Genomic DNA, 19,874 nt, shown 5'->3' with positions numbered 1-19,874 from the left:
CGGTTTTCGTCAGCGCGTGGGGTAGAGATCCACGCGCACGTGGGTGTCTCCATCCACGTAGAAGTGGCCGCGCGCCTCGTAGGAGACGTAGCCGGAATAGTCGATGGCCTCGATGTAGAAGTCGTACTCGCCCGGGTAGAAGTCGTAGAGCGTGACGCCGTCGTAGCCATTGGCGCTGCAGGGATAGAAGCCCCGGTTCTCGAGCGATTCGCCGGGGATGGTGATGTGTACGTCCCTGACCTCGCCATCGCGGGCGCAGCTGTAGCCGTCGAAGGTCCAGGTGAAGGTCACGTCCCCGGGGACGGGCTCGGTGTAGACACAAGCGGACGTCAGGCTCAGGGACAGCACGGCGAAGCTCGAAGCAAGGTTCTTCAGGTTCATAGGGGACTCACGGGCTAGGGAGGAACCGGCCCATTCCACATGCCACGGCGTGAGCGCTCAAGGTGCGCGAGACCCGGTTCCGCCACAATCGTCGGAATGGGCGCCACCGCCCCGAGTGTGGGCCACGTGACGCCCGCGTGTTGGGAGCGTGGGTCAGGTGTTCTCGGTGTATGCGGCGCGGATGTCCTTCATGGGCAGGTACATCCGCAGAGGCCACTCCGGCGCATCCGTTTCGGAGAGCAGTGGCTCGTAGCCGAACTTCTTGTAGAAGTCGCGAGCGGAGGCGTCCTTGGCATCCACGATGACGCAGAGAGCGCCGCTCTGCGCGTTGATGGCGAGAGCTCGGAGGTGGGCGTCGTCGAGCAACGTTTCACCGTAGCCCTTGCCCCGAGCACGAGAGTCACGCGCGAGGCGAGCGATGATGATCGCCGGGACGGGGTAGTTCGGCAGGCGCTTGCCGATGTTGCTCGGGAGCGTCTCGCGCCGCAGGGTCGTGAGCGAGAGGGTGTAGAAGCCCAGGACGGGAGGCAATGCCGGGTCATCGGAGGAGGAGCGGCGAAGAACCCAGGTGCGGCTGATGTCCTTTTCCTGGTGCTGCCGAGCCGATTCACGAAAGAAGCGATTCAGCGTCTCGTGCTCGCAACTGAATCCACTTCCAGAGTCGCTTTTGGCGAGCGGCTGAGTGATGGGTTCGGGGAACACGGATGCGGGCACGGTGGACGGCATGCATCAACCAGGCCCACCGCGCGGGGTTTTGAATCTACGGCTGGGAGCGGCGCCGCTTGCGGGCAAGCGCCCGGAGCGCGGGAGTTGGCGCCGCAGGCGCCTCGATCCTGGCTGCCACCTTGTCGAAGTCCCCATCCGGCAGGACGATCTCCGTTGGGTCCAGGTGCGCGGCCTGTTCCATATGAGTGAGCAGAGGAGTGCTGAACTCCCGCACGGTCCCCTGTGGAGTGGGGGGCAGGAAGGCGAGTCTGGCGCCCTTCTTGGCCTCCGAGGCGGCCTTGGCGAAGAGGCTGAGGGCCTCCTGGACCACCGCGCTCTTGTCGACGCCGAGTTCCTCGCTCAAGCGAGTGAGTTCCCTCATCGTGATGGTCGGCAACGAAGCCTGCAGACGTTCGGTCTGTGGCATGGCGGAACTCCTTCCATTGTCTTCACTCAGGAGGAGGCGAGTTGCGGCCCTTGTCGGCCTGAGTATCGGCTCCGGAGCTACTCAGTTTATACTCACTTGACAGTAAGGATTCCGTCAGTGTTCCGCAATCGGGAGACTCTGAAGCAGCTCGGTTCCGTGATTCCCCCAGGGGGAGGACGCGACAGCGCCTACGCCGCGCCTCGAGAAGGAAGCGAGGCCGCGGGGGCCCAGACGCTACGGGAGCAGCACCGAGTTGAGAAGTGTCGGGACCCAGAGGACGGATCGCAGGGGCTCAGCCGCCGCGCGCGGGCTGCTGGCCGTACGTCTTGAACTTCTCCAGCACCCGCCGCATCTCCTCGGGCTCCAGGAGCACGGGCTCGCCCACCTGGAGCGCGCGCCAGTACATGGCCGCGAGCGTCTCCACCTCCACCGCCAGCTTGAACGCCCCCGCCAGCGTGGCGCCCAGGGCCACCATGCCGTGGTTGGCCATCAGGCACGCCAGTCGGCCCTCCAGCGCCACGAGCACGTGCCGCGACAGCTCCTCGGTGCCGAACGTGGCGTAGTCCGAGCACCGGATGTCCTCGCCCCCCGCGCGCGTCACCATGTAGTGGAAGGCCGGAATGGGCCGGCGCAGGCACGCCAGGCTCGTGCTGAACATGGAATGCGCGTGCAGCACGCCCCCCACCTCGGGCCGCGTGGCGAGGATGTCCCGGTGGATGCGCCACTCGCTGGAGGGCTCGCGGTGTCCCTCGTACGAGCCGTCCATCCGCATCCGCACCATGTCCCCCGGCACGAGCGTGTCGTAGTCCATCCCCGTGGGCGTGAGCAGGAAGCCGCCCTCCACCCGCACGCTCAGGTTGCCACTGGTGCCCTGGTTGAGCCCCGTGGCGTTCATCCGGCGCCCCGTGGCGATCATCTCCTCGCGCAGCGCGAGCTCGTTCGGCGCGCTCACGTGCCCGTCCCTCCGGCGAGCCGGCGCCGCTCGGGGAAGAGCGACAGCAGCCCCTCCTGCGAGGCCGGGCACACGCCGCGCTCGGTGATGAGCGCCGTGACGAGCCGCGCGGGCGTCACGTCGAAGCCGTAGTTGGCCACCGCGCTGCCCTCGGGCGTCACCCGCACCGTCACCACCTCGCCCGAGGCGAGCCGTCCACTCACGTCCGTCAGCTCGCGCCCATCACGCTGCTCGATGGGGATGTCGCGCACGCCGTCCTCCAGCGTCCAGTCGAGCGTGGGCGAGGGCAGCGCCACGTAGAAGGGCACCCCGTTGTCCTTGGCCGCCAGCGCCTTGAGGTAGGTGCCAATCTTGTTCGCCACGTCGCCCCGGGCCGTGGTGCGGTCCGTGCCGACGATGCACAAGTCCACCTCTCCGTGCTGCATGAGGTGGCCGCCCACGTTGTCGGCGATGAGGGTGTGGGGCACGCCGTGCTGGCCCAGCTCCCACGCCGTCAGGCTCGCGCCCTGGTTGCGCGGCCGCGTCTCGTCCACCCAGACGTGCACCGGCAGGCCCTCGTTCTGCGCGAGGTACAGGGGCGCGAGCGCCGTGCCCCAGTCCACCGTGGCCAGCCACCCCGCGTTGCAGTGCGTGAGCACGTTCACCCGGCCCTTGCGGCCCTTGCGCTCCCACGCCTCCTGGATGAGCGCGAGCCCGTTGCGTCCAATCGCGTGGTTGATGGCCACGTCCTCGTCACACAGCGCGGCGGCGTGCGCCCAGGCCGCCTTCTCGCGCTCGGAGGGGGACAGATGGTGCAGCGCACGGCGCATCCCGTCGAGCGCCCACTTGAGGTTGATCGCCGTCGGCCGGGTGGCCTGCAGGAGCGCGCACGCCCGCTCGAGTGCCCCGTCCGAGGCATCCACCCGCAGCGCGAGGCACACCCCGTAGGCCGCCGTCGCTCCGATGAGTGGCGCCCCGCGCACCTGCATGGAGCGGATGGCGTGGGCCGCCTCCTCGAGTGTCGTGAGCCGCAGCGTCACGAACGCGTGGGGCAGGCGCGTCTGGTCGATGATGCCCACCGAGCCATTCGGCTCGGCCCAGATGCTGCGCATGGCTTTTCCGTGGACCTTCATGGGGCGCTCCCGTGGGGGGACAAACGCCCCCATCATGCCCTGGCGGCGGGCCCGCCCGGGTGGAATTCAGGCGGCCCGGCGGGGGAGCGCTCAGTGGCTCCAGTCCACGAGGTTGGAGAAGGCGAGCTGCTCGGTGGCGATGATCATATAGGCGCTCGTGTCCACGAAGCGCTGCCAGGCCACGGGCCGGGCCCCGGTGGCGGTGTCCACCCAGTCGACGAACCCACCGGGCACGCCGTCCACGGACGTGTTGTTGACCCAGCAGCCCGAGCCGCTCGTCGAGTTCAGGGCCGACACGGCGAAGTTGTAGTGGCGCCACGCCGCGCCATACAGGTCATTGTAGTTGCCCGTGGCGCGGGCGATCTTCCACTCCGCGTCGGCGAGCTGGAGCGCGGAGCCCGGGTACACCTTGGTGTCGGTGCCATTCTGCGGGGTCCACTGGTGCACGCCGCCCGCGTAGCGCCCGCTCGCGATGCTCAAGGTGACGCCGTTGTAGGCCGTGCCCTTCTCCCACCAGTCCGCGAGCTTCTTCGCGTAGGCCTCGCCCGGGTCTCGCGCGCTGAACTCGTAGGGCGAGAAGCCCGTCTGGTCGATGCCCCCGTTGTAGACGCCTTTGCCGGCCCCATCGAGGTAGGAGTAGTAGTTGCCCCAGGTGCCCGGGTCCTGCGCGTTGGCGAGCCAGCCGGCGATGGTGTTCGCCTGGTTGTCGTAGAAGGTCGCGGTGCCGGTGTCCCCCACCGCCGTGGCCCAGTGCGAGAAGGCCCGGAAGGCCGCCACGGCGTAGGCGCGGTCGATGGTCCACGAGCCCAGGTGGGCGTTGACGTAGTCCGCCATCCGGTGCGCCTGGAGGTAGTTCTCGGACTGGTAGCTCGCCCGGTCCCCGTTGGGCGAATACAGACAGTACTTGCGCATGGCGATGAGCACCTCGGCCGTGGCGGCCGCTCCGCCGGGGAACGAGTTGGTGCGGTTGCCGTTGACGTCGTAGTGGACGAACTGTCCCGTGGGCGGCTGCATGAAGCCCACGCGGGTGACGCCGTTGACCGTCTCGGTGACGTGGTTCTGCGGGTTGCGCGCCCAGCTCCAGAAGTAGCCGCTGAGCGCCGTCTTCACCCGGTTGTCCAGCTCGGGCGTGCTGCGCCCCGCGGCCACCAGGCGCTGGTGGCCATACAGCAGGCCGATGGCTCCGATGGCGGAAGTGCCCGGGTCCACCGCGTCCGCGTTGCCGTTACCGATGCGCCAGTCATTCAGGGCGCCATAGCCCGGCGTGGCGGTGGAGATGTTCTTCACGGTGGGGTTGGCCGCCGTGAAGGAGCACTGGGAGATGTAATGGCTCTCCATCCACACGTTGTCGTAGCTGTCCGCCCGCGCCTCCGTCGCGCCGAGCAGCAGCCGTGCCGCGAGCAATCCCATCACCCACTTCTGAACCAGACGCATACCGGCCCTTTCCCGAGGAGGATGCCCGGCGCTCGCCGGGGAGCCCTCCTCCTACTTCGGATAAGGCCGGTTAATCCATGTGTTTCCGTTTTACTGGGAGTGGGAGGGGCTCGCGAGCGTCAGCGGCGGAGCACCCGGCCGGCCACGGCGTCGAGCCGGGCGAGCACGGCGGGGTCGCGCGCCTCGGGGGCGGTCATGATGGCGTGGTCGAGCGCCCGCTGGCAGCCGTGGACGCACGGCACGGAGTGCTTGCCGAGTCGGGGCACGGTGTTCTTCACCAGCGCGCGCGCCTTGCCCGAGTTGGCCGTCATCACCGCGACGACCTGGTCCACGGTGACGGCGTCATGGCCCTGATGCCAGCAGTCGAAGTCGGTCACCATGGCCACGCTCGCGTAGCAGAGCTCCGCCTCGCGGGCGAGCTTGGCCTCGGGCATGTTCGTCATGCCAATCACGCTGCAGCCCCAGGAGCGGTACAGCTCGCTCTCGGCGAGCGAGGAGAACTGGGGCCCCTCCATCACCAGGTAGGTGCCGCCGCGCCGCGCGGAGATGCCGAGCGTCTCGCAGCCCCCCATCACCGCGTCTCCCAGGCGCGAGCACACCGGCCGGGCCATGGACACGTGCGCCACGCACCCGGTGCCGAAGAAGCTCTTGGTGCGCGCGAAGGTGCGGTCGATGAACTGGTCCACCACCACGAAGGTGCCCGGGGGTAGGTCCTCGCGCAGGCTGCCCACCGCGGACACCGACAGCACGTCCGTCACCCCCGAGCGCTTGAGCGCGTCGATGTTGGCGCGGAAGTTGATCTCCGACGGGGCGATGCGGTGCCCCCGGCCATGGCGCGGCAGGAACACCACGGGCGTGCCCTCGAGGGTGCCGAAGCACAGCGCGTCCGAGGGCGGGCCAAAGGGCGTGGCCACCTCGCGCCAGACGACGTTCTCCAGGCCGTCGATCTGGTAGAGGCCACTGCCTCCGATGATGCCGATGACAGGGGTGGGGGAAGGCGACATGGCGGAGCTCCGGGCGCGGGGAATGGGAGGCCACTCTTCCCGCCGTGCGCTCCGGAGGCAAGCGCCGAAGTGATGCCGGGCTCAGCTCGTGGGCAGGGCGTAGTGGGCGCGCACCCGCCGCGCGGCCTCGCCGAGCCCCCGCTCCTGGAACTGTCCCGCGGCCCAGGCGGCCGCGTCCGGCAGCGTGGAGGTGACGACGAAGGGCGTGTGCAGCGAGGCCCCGTGACGGATGAGGCTCGCGAGCATGTGCCCTTCCGGGGAGTTGAGCACGTACGCCGAGCCGATCATCCACTCGCGCAGGGCACGCTCGTGCTCGCGCAGCCAGTCGATGTAGCGCTGGCGGTAGGGGGCCACGCGGATGGGCACCGCGCGCGCGTCGATGATGCACACGTGCGGCTCACACCGCCGGAGCCACTCGGTCCGCCAGTCCAGGTAGGCGTCGAACGTCTCGCCCGACAGGCCCGCCCCGAACCGCACCGTCAGCAGCGGCCAGAGCGCGTCTTCCACGACGAGGTCTCCCCCCGGCGGGAGGCGGCTGGCCCCCGGGCTCGAGAGGAGGGGCGGTCTGTGGGGAACCAAGGGTGAATCTAATAAAAGGAACACGATGGAGGATATAGTAGCACCAACTCGCACCCCATGCGAAAGGGCCAACGCAGAGGGCGCGGGAGGTGGTGAACTTGACGTGCCAACCAGCGGGCCGAGCCCTCCACTCGGGAGGGAGGGCGCTCGCGGCGGCTCAGTAGCCGACGTAGCCGCCGCCGCCGTTCATGGACTGGAGGCCGGGCACGTTGGACACCGAGCCGTAGCGGTCGATGGAGTAGCGCACCGCCGCGATGATGTTGTCCACGGGGTCGCGGATGTTGTCGTGGCCGGGCAGCTTGTACGCGTCGAACGTCGGCTGGATGGTCTGCATCAGGCCGATGGACGGGGTGCCGCGCTTGGCGTTGTCATCCCAGAGGTTGATGGCGTTGGGATTGCCGCTGGACTCGTGCTGGATGATTTTCGCGATGTCCTGGGGGTTCATCTTCTCCACGGGCACGCCCGCCGCCTTGAGCTTCTCCGTCGCCTGGCGGATCCAATCGCCCACCTGGCCCTCGGGCATCTCGCCGATTTCCGCGGGGCCCTCCACCGACTCGGGACCCGCCGTGTGCAACTGCTGGCCGGGCGGAGGGAGGCCGCCCGGAGTGCCCCCGCCTTCCACGAACTCGTCCTTGGCGCCCGGGATGTTGAGCTTGTCATCCGCGAGGATGACGTTGGCGTCCTTGATCTGCGTGTTGGCCTTCATCAAGGCGTCAACGCTGGTGTTGTAGCGCTGCGCGATGCTGCTCAGGGTGTCGCCGGAGCGGATTCGGTAGTTGCCCATGATGAAGGTCCTCTCTCTCGGGGGGGCGGGAGACGTCGGTGAAGCGGTAGGGAGCCCGAGTGTCGCATACCTGGGGGCGGGGCGCGATGCCTCCTCCAGATGCCTCCTCCAGATGATGAGAAACATCTTCTCGTTCATCGAGAACCCGGAGCGCGCTAACACGGGGGGGTATGCGCATTCCCGAGTTCAAGTTGGAGCGGTACTTCGCGACGTGGGAGTTCCGCGCGCCCTACCTGCTGTGCTCCTCGGACATCGAGGGGTGGAGGATGAGCGAGCTGCTCGCGCTGGCGGACGCGGACGCCCGCGAGCGCTGGGAGCAGTTGACGCTGGGCTACACCGAGACGCCGGGGCTGCCGGCGCTGCGCGAGGAGATCTCGGGGCTCTACCCCGGGGTGCGGCCTGATCAGGTGCTGACGTTCGCGGGCGCGCAGGAGGCGATCTTCATCCTGGTGAACGTGCTGTTGGGGGCGGGGGACCACGCGGTGGTGACGTGGCCGGGCTACCAGTCGTTGTACGAGGTGGCCCGGGCCACGGGAGCGGACGTGACGCTGCTGCGGCTGCGCGAGGAGGACGGCTGGCGGCTGGACCTGGCCGAGCTGGAGCGCGCGCTGCGGCCGGACACGAAGCTGCTCGTGGTCAACTTCCCGCACAACCCCACGGGGGCGCTGCCGGACGCGGACACGTGGCGGGAGCTGCTGGCGCTCGCCGAGGCGCGGGGCGTGTACGTGCTGTCCGACGAGGTCTACCGGCTCATGGAGTACGACGCGCGTGACACCCTGCCCGCGGCCGTGGAGCTGTCCGCTCGGGGGGTGAGCCTGGGGGTGATGTCCAAGAGCTACGGGCTCGCGGGCCTGCGCGTGGGGTGGCTGGCGTGCCGGGACGCGGGAATTCTCTCCCGGTGCGCGGCGTACAAGGATTACACCACCATCAGCAACTCGGCGCCGAGCGAGGTGCTGGCGCTGGTGGCACTCCGGGCGCGCGAGCGGGTGCTCGCTCGCAGCCGGGCGATCGTCTCGGACAACCTGGCGCGGATGGATGATTTCTTCACCCGGCACGCGGAGCATTTCACCTGGGTGCGCCCCCGGGCGGGCAGCGTGGCGTTTCCCCGACTGAAGAGTGACGTCCCCGTGGCGGCGTTCTGCGAGCGACTGGTGGAGCAGGAAGGCGTGTTGCTCCTGCCAGGAGACGTGTATGACTTCCCGGGCAATCATTTCCGGCTGGGGCTGGGCCGCACGAACCTCCCCGAAGCGCTCGTGAGACTCGAGCGCTTCTGCAGCACCTTCTTCCAACGCTGAGGCGTATTTGGACAACGAGCACCGCATCGCGCTGTTCCTCGACTTCGAGAACCTGGTCACCAACACCGGGATCTCCCCCAACAGTTTCGACTTGCAGCCGGCCATGGATCGCCTGCTGGAGCGCGGCAAGGTGGTGTTCCGCCGCGCCTACTGCGACTGGTCGCGCTTCAAGGAGGCCAAGGGCAACCTGCACGGCTTCGGCGTCGAGCTCATCGACGTGCCCCCCTCCACGCGCTCGGGGAAGAACGGCGCGGACATGCGCATGGTCATCGACGCGCTGGAGCTGTGCTACGCGCGCGAGCACATCGACACCTTCGCCATCGCCTCGGGCGACAGCGACTTCTGCCCCCTGGCCTACAAGCTGCGCGAGAACGGCCGCACCCTCATCGGGCTGGGCGTGAAGGAGGCGACCAGCCCCCTGTTCGTGAAGGCTTGCGACGAGTTCATCTACCTGCGTCCGCGCCACAAGGAGAAGGACGAGAAGAAGGACGATCGGCGCGAGGACAAGAAGGACAAGCGCTCGGAGGAGGGGGGCAAGGGCCGCAAGCACGGCAAGGAGTCCGCGCCCGCCACCTCGTCCAAGGGCAAGGCCGAGGTGCCGGAGATCGCCCTGGAGGTGGTGCAGCGACTGCTCTCGCGCGCCACGGGCTCGGTCAATCCGTCCCTCATCAAGGAAGCCATCGTGCGCAAGGAGCCGGACTTCGACGAGCGCGACCACGGCTTCTCCACCTTCGCCAAGCTGCTCGCGGCCATGGAGCACGATGGCCTGCTCAAGCGCGTGCAGCAGGGCCGGCAGTGGTACGTGGTGGCGCCCGACTCGGCCTCCGAGCCTCCTCCTCCCCCTCACCGGGGCAAGCACCCCCGCCACGAGGAGGAAGAGGAAGAGGTCTACCCGGATCCCGTCGACGACTGAGCGGGCCCGTGCCGGGGAGAGGCTACTTGCCCGGCTTCGCCTTGGTCTTCTCGTACGCCTCGATGCGTGCCTTGACGTCATCGAGCACGTCGTTGGGGATGGGGACGGAGAGGTTGTACTGGGCGATCTTCCACGTCCCCCCCTCCTTCACCAGCACCCCCGAGCCGCGCGAGGGCCCCAGGTTGGGCGTCGCGAGCACCTCGTCGAACCACGCCATGGAGCCGTCCTTGGACAGGCTCACGTGCCGCGACGAGGGCGTGAAGTTCCACGCCTTGCCCTTGGCGAAGTAGGGATGGGCCCAGGCGCGGAACTCGTCCCGGGTCCAGCGCTCGGTGGCGTCTGTGCCCAGGTAGATGGCATCCGGGGTGAAGTGGGCGAAGTAGCGCGCCTCGTCCGCCTGGGCCGCCGCCCGGTGCCAGTCATCCAGCACCGCGTTCACCGTGGCCGTGGCCGACACTTCGGCTGGGCGCGCCGCCGAGGGCTTCGCTCCCGTGTTCGGGGGGGCGCTCAACAGCGTGAGGCACAACAGTGACAGGGCGGTCATGGTGGGGTCGGACTCCTTGCTCAGGTACGCTATAGAGGGGGTCCATGTGTTTGGACCCTCAGGGGGGCATTACCATATGAGCACCGCGCTTCAGACCCGTCCGAGCAGTGAGTTGGCCTCCGGCCGCTTCGGCCAGAGCCGCTACGTCATCCGCCGCAAGTTCTTCAAGATCTTCGGCGACGCCTTCCACATCTACGACGAGGCGGGCCAGGTCCTCTTCTACTCGAAGCTCAAGGCCTTCAAGTTGAAGGAGGACATCCGCGTCTTCACCAACGAGGACATGAACGAGGAGGTGCTCACCATCAAGGCGCGCAGCATCCTCGACTTTGGCGCCACGTACGACGTCACCGACGCGAAGACGGGCGAGAAGCTGGGCGCGCTGCGCCGCAAGGGGCTCAAGTCCATCCTGCGCGACGAGTGGCTCGTCCTCGACAGGAACGACCAGGAGGTGGGCCTCATCCAGGAGGACAGCATGATGCTGGCCCTGGTGCGCCGCTTGCTCTCCAACCTCGTGCCGCAGACCTTCACCGCCACGGTGAACAACGAGCCCGTGTTCTCCTTCCGCCAGCACTTCAACCCCTTCATCCAGCGCATCTCGCTCGACTTCGGGATGGACCGCTCGGGCCGGTTGGATCGCCGCCTGGGCATCGCGACGGCCGTGCTCCTGTGCGCCATCGAGGGCCGGCAGCAGTAGCGCGTGCTACCGGGCCGTGTCGGGCCGGAAGCGCCGCTCGATGCGCGAGCGCAACAGCTCCAACAGTTGCGCCTCGCCCTGGCCCGCCTCGGGGGCGAGCTTCAGGGTGACGGCGCCCCGGTCCACGCGCGCCTCGTCCTCGAGCACCTGTCCCGCCTGCACGAGCCGCACGTGCTCGGGGGCCAGCTCGACGCCGTAGGGTTGCAGGTAAAGGTCCACGAAGCGCTGGCGCAACTGCGCCGCCGTGAGCGCCTCGCGCTCCTCGGGCAGCATCTGGAAGCTCACGCTCGTGCGCGCCAGCCGCACCGCCTGCTCCACCACCGTGCCCAGCCGCAGCGCGTGGGGCAGGAGCGCCTCCTGGCCCTCGGTGCGGCTGTAGAGCCAGTAGCTCTTCTGCGGATGGGCGCACAGCGGGCAGAGCTGGCCATGGCGCTCGTCGAGCCCGCGCGTGCGCATCAGGTGCTGCAAGAGCACCTCCTCGCCACAGCGCTTGCACTGCTCCTGCGGGCCGATCACCGCCAGCACCGAGCGGCCCCGCTCGGCCACGTCCGCCCGCTGGAGCGCGAGCGGCACGGCGGCGAGCAGCTCGGTCTCGCGCAGTTGCAGGCCGAAGTGCACCTCTTTCTTCTTCTTCATCACCCGGAGGCCTGGCTCCAGGTGGCGCGGCAGCCGCGTGAGGGCCTCGTCGAACGGGGGCGCCTCCGGCATGTCGAGCTCGCGCAGGAGCTCATAGCGCTCGGCCCAGGCGTCGCTGGTGTCGAGTCCCGGAGGGGCACGGCCCGCCGTCTCGGCGAAGAAGGCCATGAGGGTGAGGGACACCTGCCAGGGCTCCTGGGTGACGGCGTCCTCCAGCCAGCGGGCGAGCTCCCTCGCGGCGGGAGTGGCCCGCTGCCGCTCCAGGCGCAGCACGCCCTGGCGCACCAGGGGGCTCTCCAGCACCGGATCGAAGACGCGCAGCTTGCGGGCCTTGCCGCTCTTGATGAGCGTGTTCATGCGCTTGTTCCTCAGGGATGTCAGGGCGCGCGCGGCGCGCTCGAGCTGACGCAGTCGGGCGCGGGCATCCCGCGCGAGCTCCTGGACTTCCTCCTCCATCTCGGCGCGCGTCTCCGCGAGGTAGTCCCGGCCCTCGGCCTCGCGGCGCAGGGACTCCTCGTACAGGCGCGCGGTAGCGGTGGAGCGCAGGCGCTCGCGCTGCTCGCGCAGGGATTGGGCCGCCGTGGAGAGCACCTGGATGCGCCGCTCGAGGTGCGCCAGCCGCGCGTCCTCGGTGAGCGTGTCCTCGGGCTCGCCCGCCCCCACGCGCGCGGCGATCAGCTCCAGCGTGGTGCGATCCCCCGCCGAGTACGCCGCGTTGACGCGCGCCATGAGCCCGTCCAGCCGCTCGCGCTCCTCGTCCGTCTGCGCGAGGTCCGGGTGCAGCAGCCGCGCCAGGCGGCGCCGCAGCCGCTTGATATCCACGGCTTCTTCCTCGGCCCCTTCGCTCGCCCCGGCGGAGCGCTCGCCCTCGGGGAGGGCGTCGTCCTCGTCCTCGTCGTCGAAGTCCTCCGGGTCCTCGTCCTCGTCCTCGATCGGGGGAGGGGTGGACACGCGCGGCGAGGTGGGAGCGGGGGCGTGCCGCGCGTCCGAGGGGGGAGGTTGTGGGGGCTGCTCCAGCAGGCGGATGAGGGCGCTGGTGGCGTCCTGGAGGTTGCGCAGCCGACGCAGGAGCCGCTCGGAGCGGCTCACCGTCTCGGAGGCGGCGGAGAGGGTGTCCTCGTAGGCCCGGGCGAAGCGCTGCAGTTCTCCCCCGAGCGCGTCGATCTCCGCGTCCAGGGCGTCGATCTCCGCGAGGAGTTCTTGCAGGCGCAGCTCCGCGCGCCGGAGGGGCGTCTCCTCGGGAGGAGGAGGGACGCGGAGCAGAGCCGTCTCGGGGGCGAGCGGTGCGGTCGACGAGGAAGACATGGGGGAGGGGCGGACCCGTGCAGGGTAATCCGGTGGCGGTTTGATCGCTCGGAAACATCCCGGGGGCAAGAGGGTGCCCGCCCGGAAGGCGGGCGAGGGGAAAACAGGTGGGTGCGCGGTGCAAGGGGTGGGAAGTCCGGCTTATGCTCTCCGGAAACCCCTTACCTGGAGGTCGCCCATGGCGGGCAGGGATCCCAATCGGCGCGTCTACGGCTCGCAGCCACTGCGCCGGGTGAACAGCGGCCAGGAGCAGTTCGACAAGGAGTCCCAGGAGGGCGCTCCCGAGTCCCCCATCCAGCAGGTGCGTGAGCAGCGGGGGATGAACGCCTCGCTCAATCCGAACCGCAAGAGCTTCGCGGCCAGCCTGGAGCGCTTCGCGCCGCCGAAGAAGAAGTAGCGCCTACCCGGCCAGGGCGCGCCACTCCTTCTCGTCGTGGGCGCAGAACACCCGCACCCGGTCCGACCGGGTGCGCACCAGCTCGCGCAGCCGCTCGCGGTTGTGCAGTCGCTCCGGGCCCTTCATGTGGAGGGCGCTCTGCATCAGGCGCAGCCCGAGCGGGCAGCGATCCTCGGGCTCCATCTCCCCGTGGAAGAAGTAGGCGTCGCCCGCGTGCAGGAGCCACCGCTCCCCCGTGTCCACCGCCACCGCGCAGTGGCCGCGCGTGTGGCCCACCAGGGGCACGAGGAGGATCTCCGGCGGCAGGCCCTCGAGCTGACGCACGCACTCGAAGCCGAACCACGGCTCGCCCCGGGTCGTCTCGTGGAGCTTCCAGTCGGGGCCATGGGCCCACTGCACGCTCTGGTAGCGCTGGCGCTCCTTGAAGGTGTGCCTGGCCTGGGCCGCCGCGTGCTCCGTCGCGTACACGTGCACCCGTGCCTTGGGGAAGTCCGGCAGGCCTCCGGCATGGTCCAGGTCCAGGTGGGTGAGCACGATGTGGCGCACGTCCTCGCGCCGGAAGCCGAGCTTCTCCACCTGCCGCGCCATCGTCTGCTCGGGATCCCACCTCGGGCCCATGGGGCCCATGCCCCGACGCACGCTCTTGTGGGAGGGCGCGGCGAGGTGGTCGTCCAGCCCCAGGGCCGTGTCCACCAGCACCAGCCCCGCGCTCGTCTCGATGAGCAGGCAGTGGCACACCAGGCGCCCGTTCGGGTCTCCCAGGAGCAGGCTCCGGCCCACCGGACACAGCGTCGAGCCATTCAAATGATGAACGCGCATGGGCGGCGAGGATGGACCGCCATGCGCGTGTGTCAATCCACTTCCCGCGGAGGGATGGAGGGCTCAGTCCGTCTCGGGCTTCTGATCCGCATAGGCCGACCAGTAGCTCGAGGGGAGCGGATTGGTGCCCTGGTCACTGCGCACCCCATCCCCATCGGGGAGCTCGCCCACGCCGCCGCAGGCCCGCTCCCGCTCGGCTTCCTCCTCTTCCTCCTCCATGCCGGGCCGGGCCTGGCGCTCCTTCTCGGGGAGCTGGTGGGCCCCTTGCGCCTCACGCCCGGCGTCGGGCTTGCCTTCGTCCTTCGCGCTCATGGGGCGCCCGAACATGTCCTCGGCGGGTTGTTGCGGGGGAGCCTGCGTCTCGCGTTTCGCCATGATGGTCGTGCCTCCGTCCCCCTAACCTCGGCAGGCTCCTTCCCTTCAGCAACCAGGCGGCCGTGCCCGCTGGGGGGGCAGGCGGGCGGTGGTGCGGGGCGTCAGGCGGCGGTGGCGGGCGCGGGGGGCGAGGCGGGGGGCTGCTCCTCGACGGGCAGGGCGATGCCCTCGGGGAGGAAGGCGAGCAGCACGAGCGCGGGCAGGGCGAGCACCACGGTGAGGCCGAAGAAGCCGGCCCAGCCGATGCCCTCGGCGAGGTAGCCCGAGGTGGCCGAGAGCATGCGTCCGCCGAAGTTGGCCAGCGCCGAGAGCAGGGCGAACTGGGTGGCGCTGAAGCGCTTGTTGCACAGCGACATGGTGAAGGCGCCGAACGCCGTGGTGGCCATACCGCCGCAGATGTTGTCCGTGCAGATGGCGAGCGCGAGCACCGCGTGGTTCTTGCCCACCAGCGCGAGCGCGAGGAAGGTGAGGTTGGTGACGGCCTGCAGGGCGCCGAAGACGAAGAGGCTGCGGCGCAGGCCCAGGCGCGCGAGCAGCACGCCGCCGAAGAGCGCCCCGACGATGGTGGCCGCCATGCCCACGCCCTTGCTGATGGTGCCCACCTCCAGGTTGGAGAAGCCCATCTTGAGGAAGAAGGGCGTGGTCATGCCCCCGGCGATGGCGTCGCCGAGCTTGTAGAGCAAGAGGAAGAGCAGCGCGAGCAGCGCCCCGTCCCGGCGGAAGTAGTCGACGAAGGGGACGATGGCGGCCTCGGCGAGCGTGCGCGGGGCGCGCTGGCCCTGGGGCTCGGGGGCGACGAGCGTGGCGATGACGCCCACGAGCATGAGCGCCGCCATGCTCCAGTAGGTGCGCGGCCAGCCGATGAACTGCGAGAGGCTGAGCGCCACGGCCCCCGAGGCGATCATCCCGAAGCGGTAGCCCATGACGAAGGTGGCCACGCCAAAGCCGCGCTCGGCCTCGGAGAGGGTGTCGGTGCGCCACGCGTCCGACACCACGTCCTGGCTGGAGGAGAGGAACGCCACGAGCAGCGCCAGACACGCCATGGCCACGGGCGAGTCCTTGGGGTTCACCAGTCCCATGGCAGCGATGGCGCCCATGAGCCCCAGCTGCGTGAGCAGCATCCACCCGCGTCTGCGCCCGAGGAAGGGCAGGGCGTAGCGGTCCATGAAGGGCGCCCAGAGGAACTTGAAGGTGTAGGGCGTGGCCACCAGGGTGAAGACGCCGATCGTCTTCAGGTTGATGCCCTCGTTCGTCATCCAGGCCGACAGCGTCCCGCCCACGAGCAGCAACGGGAGCCCGGAGGCGAAGCCGAGCGCGACGAGGAGCCACGCGCGGGGACTGGACAGGATTTGGAGCAGGGAAGTCTTTTGGGCCATGGGCGAGGGCTCCACCATACCGGTCCTGGAGGAGAATCCCTCCTGTCCGGCGGCGACGGGGCCGGAAGCGTTGCCCGCCTGTCAGCCCGGGAGCGGGCCCGGGGGGCGTTCCGTCGGGTCGCCCCCCCTCACCGGGGCTTCATTGGAGCCTCATGGGAGCCTAGTAGCGGCGGCGGTCATCGCGCCACTCGCGGCGGTCTTCGTGCCGCTCGCGCTTGTCCTCGCGCATCTCCTGCTTGTTGTCGCGGATCTCCTGGCGGCCCATCTGGATGAGCTGGGTGATGAGGGTGCGCGTGCGGTGCAGGTCGGCCGGCCTGCGGCTGCCCACGAGCGAGGACAGCTCCCGGGCGACGGCCGAGCGGGCCGCCTGCGAGTTCGCCTCCGCCCGGGCATCCCGGACGTCATCGCGCCGGTCACGGCGATCATCCCGCCCGCCCCGGTCCCACTCCTCGCGGCGGATCTCCTGCCGGTCCGCGGCCAGCTCGTGGCGGCCCTCGGCCAGCTCCGCCCGCATCAGGTCGCGCAGCCGCGTCTCCACGTCGCGCATGGCGCCCTCGTCGCGGCGGGCCTGGGCGCTGTCGAAGCGCCGCAGCACGTCCTCCAACTCGCGCACGTCGTAGCGGTCATCGCGCATCTCCTGCTTGTTCTGCCGGTCCTCCTGGCGGTTCTGCGCACGCTCGTACCGGGGTTGGGCGGAGGCGGCCCCCGCGGAAAAGAGGACGGCGGCGAGCACGGCGGAGCCAAGGCGCTTCATGAGGGAATCTCCTGGGGAGTTCGAGGGGTAGGGTCGGATGCCGGTTCGCGGCAACGCGGACTCGGACGGCGGCTCTGTCTTTTTATTCGAGCCCTCGCGCCCGCCCGGATGTTCACCCGTGAGAGGTTCTCGGGGTTGCCTGGCCGGGGAGCGAGGCGGGAGCGGGCTAGGCTAGGTTCGGTTCGGGGGTGCCATGGTGGAGTGTCTGCTGAACATCGATCTGGGCGAGCTGCCGGACGAGGACGAGCGGCTCTATACCCACGCGCAGGTGGCCCACATCGCCTGCGGAGGGCACGCGGGCGACACGGCCTCCATGCGCCGGGCGCTCGAGGCGTGCGCGCGCCACGGCACGCGCGCCGGAGCGCACCCCTCCTTCGAGGATCGGGAGCACTTCGGCCGCCGGGCGCTCACCGTGGCCCCCGAGCTGCTGCGCGCTCAGGTGGCCGCGCAGTGTGCCCGGCTGGCGGCCCTGGCCACGGAGGTGGGAGTTCCCGTGTACTCGGCCAAGCCGCACGGCGCCCTGTACCACGCGGCCAACCGCGACCCCGCGCTCGCCCGCGCCGTGGTCGACGGGGTGGTGGAGGCGCTGGGCTCGGGGCTTGTCTTCGTGGGACCGGCCACGGGCGCGCTGCGCGAGGCGGCGCGGGAGGCGGGGCTCGCCTACGCGCGCGAGGGCTTCGCGGACCGGGGCACGCGGCCGGACGGGTCGCTCATCCCCCGGGGCGAGCCGGGCGCGGTGCTGACGGACCCCGCGGTGGCGCGCGACAACGCGCTGCGGCTGACCCTGGGCGGCGCGGTGGACACGCTGTGCGTGCATGGGGACTCGCCGGGCGCGGTGGAGATGGCGCGCGAGGTGCGCGCGGTGCTGGACGTGCTGGCCATGCGCACCGAGCCCCTGGGGGACGGGGCGCTGCGGCTCGTGCTGCCCGAGCGGCTGGAGCGGCGCGGGGTGCTGGAGGCGCTCCAGGCCACCCCCGGCGTGCTGGACGTGGTGGTGGGCGAGGCGCATGCCTGCGTGTACTTCGATCCGGCGGCGCCACCGGAGGATCCCCGGCGCGTGCTGGGCCGGAGCGCGGGCCGGCTCCTGTCGCCCGAGGAGCGGCCCCTCGTCATCGTCCGGGTGCGCTACGACGGGCCGGACCTCGAGGCGGTGGCGGATCGCGTGGGCCTGGCGGTGGACGACGTGGCGCTGCTGCACTCCTCGTGCGAATACACGGTGCGCGCGGTGGGCTTCATGCCCGGCTTCGCCTACCTGGGCGAGGTGGATGCGCGCATCGAGGTGCCCCGGCTGGCCATGCCGAGGCCGAGCGTTCCAGCGCACGCGGTGGGCATCGCCGGGCGGCGCACCGGCATCTATCCCTTCGCCTCGCCGGGGGGGTGGAACCTCATCGCCACCGCCGTGGACTTTTCTCCCTTCCATCCCGGCAGCGGGGCGCGCTTGCGGCTCGGGGACCGGGTGCTCTTCGAGCGGGTGGACTGAATGGACGCGCGATTGGAGGTGCTCGACGTACGGGGGCCGGTGGGCGTGCAGGACGCAGGACGTCCCGGCCGCATGCACCAGGGCGTGCCCCCGGGAGGCGCGCTGGTGCCGGAGTGGCTCGCCGCGGCCAACCGCGCGGTGGGCAACGCGTGGGGCGCGGCGGCGCTCGAGTGTTACGGCCGGGTGGATCTGCGGGTGACGGGCCGGAGCGCGTGGGTGTCGCTGGGGGGCGAGGCCTTCCAGGTGGCGGACGGGGAGTCCTTCCGCGTGCCCGCGCCCGAGCGGGGCGTGGTGCGCTACGTGGCCGTGGAGGGCGGGCTCGCCGTGCCCGAGGTGCTCGGAGGGCGAGGGCTGTTGCCGGTGGCGCGGCTCGGGGGGTGGGAGGGGCGGATGCTCCAGCCCGGGGACGTGCTGCCCCTGGGAGTGGGCGGGGGCGCGCGGCTCGCGCCGGAGCGTGTCGAGCCGCCCGGGGAAGTGGTTCGCGTGATGTGGGGGCCGGAGCCAGGCCGCTTCGATCCGGGGGCCCAGGAGGCGTTGCTCTCGGGGCGCTTCACGGTCTCGCCCACGAGCGATCGGGTGGGAATCCGGCTGCGCGGGCCCCATCTGGCCCACGCGGACACGGGCGCGGGCCTCTCGGGCCCCATGGTGCGCGGCGCCCTCCAGGTGCCCGCCTCCGGGGAGCCCATCGTGCTCGGGCCGGACCACCCCACCCTGGGGGGCTATCCGGTGCTCGCGGTGGTCATCCGCGCGGATTGGGGCCTGCTGGCCTCGCGCCGGCCCGGCGAGACGGTGCGCTTTCGCTCGGTGGGCGTGGAGGAGGCCCGCGTGGCCTGGAAACGTCTGGCGCTGGAGGGTGCGACAAAGTGTCTCATTCCGGGGGAAGGGGCGGGCTCCTAAGAAGGCACTCCTCGCCCGTCGCCTGGAGGAGTTCAGATGAAGGTTTCATCGCGGACGCTGTCGGCCATCGCGGCCTTCCTGCTGTGCCACACCGCCGAGGCCCATATCGGCCTGTCCACCCCGGCGCAGCCCATCGCGGCCACCACCCAGGAGCTGTCCTTCCTGGTGGGCCATGGCTGCGAGGGCCTGGACACCTATCGCATCGAGGTGCAGATCCCCGAGGGCGTGGGCGGCGTGCGGCCGTTGGACTCGGCGTTTGGCCGGGCCGTGGTGCTCAAGGACGACACGGGCCGGGTGAAGACGGTGACGTGGACGAAGCCCGAGGCCAGCGTGCTGCCCGAGGACTCCCAGTTCTACAAGCTGACCCTGCGCGCCAGCCTGCCCAATGCCCCCTTCACCGCGCTGTACTTCCCGACGATCCAGACCTGCCGCGCGCCGGATGGCACCGAGAAGGTCGCGGCGTGGGTGAGCACCTCCGGCGGGCACGGCCACCTGGCCGAGGGCTCCACCGAGCTGCCGGCGCCCTCCCTCGTCGTCGTGCCGCCGCGCACGCCCGGGTGGAACAAGTACACGGTGACGCAGCACGTGCATGACCTGAGCGTCTTCAAGGACGCTCAAATCGTCTGGGCGGGCAACGCCGCCTACAGCCCCAGCGAGTTCATCTCCGGCCTCATCTCGAAGGAGCCCAACACCCAGGTGCTCCAGCAGATCCACCCCGGGACCGAGATCTGGGTCCGGTACTGAGCGAGGCCGCCCGTGCGACGTCCCTGGTTCGTGTTGATCGCGCTGTCGTCGTTGTCGCTGGCCTGTCCCTCGGGCAACGTGGACCCCGGTCCGGGTGACGCGGGAGCGCCACCGGCCTCCGCGTCCGGGTTGCCCTCGGAGCTGAGGCCGCCCACCGCGGGCTCCAGCATGGAGCGTCCCCCCGAGGGGGCGGGCCTGCCCGAGCACCTCAAGCCGCCTCGCTGAGCGGCTTCCCCTCCAGACACGACGGGCCCCCGGGGGTAATCC

General features: G+C 70.3%; 23 protein-coding genes. 8 read left to right on the top strand and 15 right to left on the bottom strand.

The genetic code is table 11. The annotated features are described in order from the left end of the window. Positions 1–9 precede the first annotated feature (9 nt). The 9 genes from D187_RS04725 to D187_RS57440 all read right to left on the bottom strand — a co-directional run bounded on the left by D187_RS04725 (position 10) and on the right by D187_RS57440 (position 7,378). Positions 10–381, bottom strand: a complete 372-nt coding sequence (locus D187_RS04725; RefSeq protein WP_002630653.1) for a hypothetical protein — start codon at positions 379–381, stop codon at positions 10–12. A gap of 153 nt (positions 382–534) precedes the next feature. Then, positions 535–1,107 (bottom strand): GNAT family N-acetyltransferase, encoded by a 573-nt coding sequence (locus tag D187_RS04720; protein ID WP_002630654.1) that lies wholly within the window; start codon positions 1,105–1,107, stop codon positions 535–537. Between the two features lie 34 nt (positions 1,108–1,141). After that, positions 1,142–1,513, bottom strand: a complete 372-nt coding sequence (locus D187_RS04715; RefSeq protein WP_002630655.1) for a hypothetical protein — start codon at positions 1,511–1,513, stop codon at positions 1,142–1,144. Positions 1,514–1,805: 292 nt separating this feature from the next. After that, on the bottom strand, positions 1,806–2,429 hold the full coding sequence (locus D187_RS04710; protein WP_043428651.1) for a class II aldolase/adducin family protein: 624 nt from the start codon (positions 2,427–2,429) through the stop codon (positions 1,806–1,808). A gap of 32 nt (positions 2,430–2,461) precedes the next feature. Next, a complete protein-coding gene (gene mtnA, locus D187_RS04705) occupies positions 2,462–3,577 on the bottom strand; it encodes an S-methyl-5-thioribose-1-phosphate isomerase (RefSeq protein ID WP_002630658.1) in 1,116 nt (371 codons plus the stop codon). Positions 3,578–3,667: 90 nt separating this feature from the next. Further along, on the bottom strand, positions 3,668–5,011 hold the full coding sequence (locus D187_RS04700; protein WP_002630659.1) for a hypothetical protein: 1,344 nt from the start codon (positions 5,009–5,011) through the stop codon (positions 3,668–3,670). 119 nt (positions 5,012–5,130) lie between these two features. Further along, the gene (locus tag D187_RS04695; RefSeq protein ID WP_002630660.1) at positions 5,131–6,015 is read right to left on the bottom strand and encodes an S-methyl-5'-thioadenosine phosphorylase; all 885 of its coding nucleotides are present in this window, start codon (positions 6,013–6,015) and stop codon (positions 5,131–5,133) included. Positions 6,016–6,096: 81 nt separating this feature from the next. Next, the gene (locus D187_RS04690; protein WP_002630662.1) at positions 6,097–6,522 is read right to left on the bottom strand and encodes a hypothetical protein; all 426 of its coding nucleotides are present in this window, start codon (positions 6,520–6,522) and stop codon (positions 6,097–6,099) included. Positions 6,523–6,751: 229 nt separating this feature from the next. Beyond that, positions 6,752–7,378 carry a transglycosylase SLT domain-containing protein gene (locus D187_RS57440; protein ID WP_020917778.1) on the bottom strand — a complete coding sequence of 209 codons (627 nt, stop codon included), beginning with the start codon at positions 7,376–7,378 and terminating at the stop codon, positions 6,752–6,754. A gap of 170 nt (positions 7,379–7,548) precedes the next feature. On the opposite strand from D187_RS57440, the gene D187_RS04680 reads away from it, so the two are divergent. Next, the gene (locus D187_RS04680; RefSeq protein ID WP_002630665.1) at positions 7,549–8,673 is read left to right on the top strand and encodes an aminotransferase class I/II-fold pyridoxal phosphate-dependent enzyme; all 1,125 of its coding nucleotides are present in this window, start codon (positions 7,549–7,551) and stop codon (positions 8,671–8,673) included. Positions 8,674–8,680: 7 nt separating this feature from the next. Beyond that, positions 8,681–9,586: an NYN domain-containing protein gene (locus D187_RS04675; protein ID WP_002630667.1), complete on the top strand. Its 906-nt coding sequence runs from the start codon at positions 8,681–8,683 to the stop codon at positions 9,584–9,586. Positions 9,587–9,608: 22 nt separating this feature from the next. On the opposite strand, the gene D187_RS04670 is transcribed toward D187_RS04675, so the two are convergent. Continuing rightward, complete coding sequence (locus D187_RS04670; protein WP_002630669.1) at positions 9,609–10,130, bottom strand: nuclear transport factor 2 family protein; 522 nt, start codon at positions 10,128–10,130, stop codon at positions 9,609–9,611. Between the two features lie 76 nt (positions 10,131–10,206). On the opposite strand from D187_RS04670, the gene D187_RS04665 reads away from it, so the two are divergent. Beyond that, complete coding sequence (locus D187_RS04665; protein WP_002630671.1) at positions 10,207–10,824, top strand: LURP-one-related family protein; 618 nt, start codon at positions 10,207–10,209, stop codon at positions 10,822–10,824. A gap of 6 nt (positions 10,825–10,830) precedes the next feature. Here D187_RS04665 and D187_RS04660 read toward each other — a convergent pair whose 3' ends face one another. Then, entirely contained in the window at positions 10,831–12,765 is a 1,935-nt protein-coding gene (locus tag D187_RS04660; RefSeq protein WP_002630673.1) for a coiled-coil domain-containing protein, read from the bottom strand. A 178-nt stretch (positions 12,766–12,943) separates the two neighbouring features. Here D187_RS04660 and D187_RS04655 point away from each other — a divergent pair, with 178 nt between their 5' ends. Further along, positions 12,944–13,162 (top strand): hypothetical protein, encoded by a 219-nt coding sequence (locus tag D187_RS04655; RefSeq protein ID WP_002630674.1) that lies wholly within the window; start codon positions 12,944–12,946, stop codon positions 13,160–13,162. Between the two features lie 3 nt (positions 13,163–13,165). On the opposite strand, the gene D187_RS04650 is transcribed toward D187_RS04655, so the two are convergent. The 4 genes from D187_RS04650 to D187_RS04635 form a co-directional block, all read right to left on the bottom strand. After that, positions 13,166–13,981 (bottom strand): MBL fold metallo-hydrolase, encoded by an 816-nt coding sequence (locus tag D187_RS04650; RefSeq protein ID WP_020917777.1) that lies wholly within the window; start codon positions 13,979–13,981, stop codon positions 13,166–13,168. Positions 13,982–14,044: 63 nt separating this feature from the next. Further along, a complete protein-coding gene (locus D187_RS04645) occupies positions 14,045–14,356 on the bottom strand; it encodes a hypothetical protein (protein WP_002630678.1) in 312 nt (103 codons plus the stop codon). 101 nt (positions 14,357–14,457) lie between these two features. After that, positions 14,458–15,732 carry an AmpG family muropeptide MFS transporter gene (locus D187_RS04640; RefSeq protein ID WP_043428646.1) on the bottom strand — a complete coding sequence of 425 codons (1,275 nt, stop codon included), beginning with the start codon at positions 15,730–15,732 and terminating at the stop codon, positions 14,458–14,460. A 160-nt stretch (positions 15,733–15,892) separates the two neighbouring features. Continuing rightward, positions 15,893–16,486 carry a hypothetical protein gene (locus D187_RS04635; protein WP_002630682.1) on the bottom strand — a complete coding sequence of 198 codons (594 nt, stop codon included), beginning with the start codon at positions 16,484–16,486 and terminating at the stop codon, positions 15,893–15,895. A gap of 193 nt (positions 16,487–16,679) precedes the next feature. Between D187_RS04635 and D187_RS04630 the strand changes: the two genes are divergently transcribed. Genes D187_RS04630 through D187_RS04615 form a run of 4 tightly spaced genes read left to right on the top strand, consistent with a single transcriptional unit; the run spans position 16,680 to position 19,832 of the window. Next, positions 16,680–17,966, top strand: coding sequence for a LamB/YcsF family protein (locus D187_RS04630; protein WP_002630684.1), 1,287 nt, complete (start codon positions 16,680–16,682; stop codon positions 17,964–17,966). Then, positions 17,967–18,863, top strand: a complete 897-nt coding sequence (locus D187_RS04625; RefSeq protein WP_051256215.1) for a 5-oxoprolinase subunit C family protein — start codon at positions 17,967–17,969, stop codon at positions 18,861–18,863. It abuts the gene before it with no gap. Positions 18,864–18,899: 36 nt separating this feature from the next. Beyond that, complete coding sequence (locus D187_RS04620; protein ID WP_002632701.1) at positions 18,900–19,607, top strand: YcnI family copper-binding membrane protein; 708 nt, start codon at positions 18,900–18,902, stop codon at positions 19,605–19,607. Positions 19,608–19,619: 12 nt separating this feature from the next. Further along, positions 19,620–19,832, top strand: a complete 213-nt coding sequence (locus D187_RS04615) for a hypothetical protein (protein ID WP_002632702.1) — start codon at positions 19,620–19,622, stop codon at positions 19,830–19,832. Positions 19,833–19,874: the final 42 nt, after the last annotated feature.

The organism is Cystobacter fuscus DSM 2262 (genome assembly GCF_000335475.2).
In the GTDB taxonomy this organism is placed as follows: domain Bacteria; phylum Myxococcota; class Myxococcia; order Myxococcales; family Myxococcaceae; genus Cystobacter; species Cystobacter fuscus.
The sequence above is the reverse complement of the archived record's forward strand: the minus strand, read 5'-3'. Positions and strand labels throughout refer to the sequence as shown.